Genomic DNA, 2,028 nt, shown 5'->3' on the forward strand with positions numbered 1-2,028 from the left:
GGCCGCCATCAAACGCTTCATCGCCGAGAGCAACGGCAATCCGAAGCCCTTCGTCTGGACCGCCGACCCGGATCGCATCATCCAGGCCGCAAAGCGCGGGCACCAAGTGTTAGACTCGTACCACTAGGATCGACACGGCGCCCCATGCAGCATCTGTCGTGCTGGTCGAACGTTTAGGATCGCGCGGTTTGAACGACTTTGTAGACAAACTGCGCAAACAGTGCAGAATGAATGCGCCGCATGACATCGTTGTGGGTTTGATCGGCGCAAGAATGAAAAAATCTGCGCAAAATGCGCAGGGAGGAGCCCGAGATGCAGATCCCGATCAAGCGGGCGATCGAAGCCGTGCCCGGCGGCATGATGGTGGTTCCGTTGCTCGCCGGGGCGCTCATCGCCACCTTCTTCCCCGGCACGCCGAAGCTTTTCGGCTCGTTCACGGGCGCCCTGTTCTCCGGGGCGCTGACGATCCTGGCCGTCTTCTACGTGTGCATGGGGGCGAGCATCGATTTCCGCGCGACGCCGTACATCGCCAGGAAGGGCGGCACCCTGCTGCTCGTGAAGGTCGGCATCGCCGTGCTTCTGGGCCTGGTCTTCGGACGCGTCCTGGGCGAGGCGCCGGTCGCCGCCGGCATGTTCGCGGGCCTGTCCACCCTGGCCGTGGTCGCCGCGATGAACGACACGAACGGCGGCCTCTACATGGCGCTGATGGGCCAGTACGGCCGCCCGCGCGACGTGGGCGCCTACACGGTCATGTCGCTGGAGAGCGGGCCGTTCCTCACCATGGTCACGCTCGGGGTCGCGGGACTCTCGGCCTTTCCCTGGCAGACGCTGGTCGGCGCCATCCTGCCGCTCCTCGTCGGCATGATCATCGGCAACCTCGACCGCGAGATGCGCGCCTTCCTCGGCCGCGCCATCCCGGTGATGATCCCGTTCTTCGCCTTCGCGCTCGGTGCGGGGCTTGACCTCACCAAGGTCTGGCAGGCGGGCCTCCTCGGCGTCGCCATGGGCGTCGCCGTGGTGATCGTGACGGGCATCCCGCTCTTCTTCGCGGACCGGCTCACCGGCGGGACCGGGGTCGCGGGGATCGCCGCCGCCTCGACGGCCGGCAACGCCGCGGCGGTGCCCGCGATCGTGGCCTCGGCCAACCCGGCCTATGCCGACGCCGCAGGTCCGGCGACGATCCTGGTGGCCGCCTGCGTCGTCGTCACGGCCATCCTCGTCCCCGTGGCGACCGCCTGGGCCGCGCGGCGGTTCGGCGATCCCGTGGGGGCCGAAGGCGAAGTCGCGGAGGTCACGGGGAGCGCGCCTGCCGGCCGCACGGCCGAGCCGGACCGCGTCGTCGCCGGGCGCTGACATGGCCGAGCGCTGGCTCATCCTCGCCGACGACCTGACCGGCGCCGCCGATTGCGCCATCGCCTTCGGTCGTCGCGGCCGAGCGGCGGCAGTGACGTGGGGAACCGCGACGGGATGCGGGTCGGCGGATCTCCCGGTGCTGTCCTACGATGCCGACAGCCGGGGCCTCTCCGCCGCGGCTGCCGCGCAGCGGCACGCCCAATGCCTGAGGCGCCTCCACGATCCGGACCGGATCCTGTTCAAGAAGATCGACTCGACCCTGCGCGGCCAGCCCGCCGCAGAGACCGCCGCCGCGCTCCGTCACCTGAAGGGCCGCGCCGAGGCCGGCTTCGCCGGAACCGTGTTCGGGATCTGCGCCCCGGCCTTTCCGGCCACCGGGCGGACGACCGTCGGCGGGCGCGTCCAGGTCGACGGGCGCCCCCTCGAGGAGGCCGAGGTCTGGGCACGGGACCACAGCTACGCCAACGCCGACCTAGCTTTCGTGCTGGGCACGGCCGGGATCCGGACGATGGCCGTGCCGCTGGTCACGGTGCGCGGCCCGGGCTTCGCGTCGGCGCTCGGGCAGGTCGCCGCCACGGGCGACGTCGTCGCCGTCTGCGATGCCGAGACCCAGGCGGATCTCGATCGCATCGCCGCCGCGGTCGCGCTCGGGCGCGACCTCGTCAACACGCCGGC

2 protein-coding genes and 1 pseudogene are annotated in these 2,028 nt (G+C 70.7%); all 3 read left to right on the plus strand.

The annotated features are described in order from the left end of the window. A pseudogene (locus FV223_RS26240) lies at positions 1-127 on the plus strand (IS630 family transposase); the annotation flags it as partial. A gap of 185 nt (positions 128-312) precedes the next feature. Further along, complete coding sequence (locus FV223_RS26245; protein WP_147729675.1) at positions 313-1,353, plus strand: 2-keto-3-deoxygluconate permease; 1,041 nt, start codon at positions 313-315, stop codon at positions 1,351-1,353. Between the two features lies 1 nt (position 1,354). After that, positions 1,355-2,028 (plus strand): four-carbon acid sugar kinase family protein (locus tag FV223_RS26250; protein ID WP_147729676.1); only part of this gene is annotated, 674 nt, incomplete at its 3' end.

This window comes from Methylobacterium sp. WL116 (assembly GCF_008039455.1).
In the GTDB taxonomy this organism is placed as follows: Bacteria; Pseudomonadota; Alphaproteobacteria; order Rhizobiales; family Beijerinckiaceae; genus Methylobacterium.

Bases quoted from the DNA above. Each gene is read 5' to 3' on its own strand.
- FV223_RS26245 (WP_147729675.1), top strand. From the start codon at position 313: ATGCAGATCCCGATCAAGCGGGCGATCGAAGCCGTGCCCGGCGGCATG.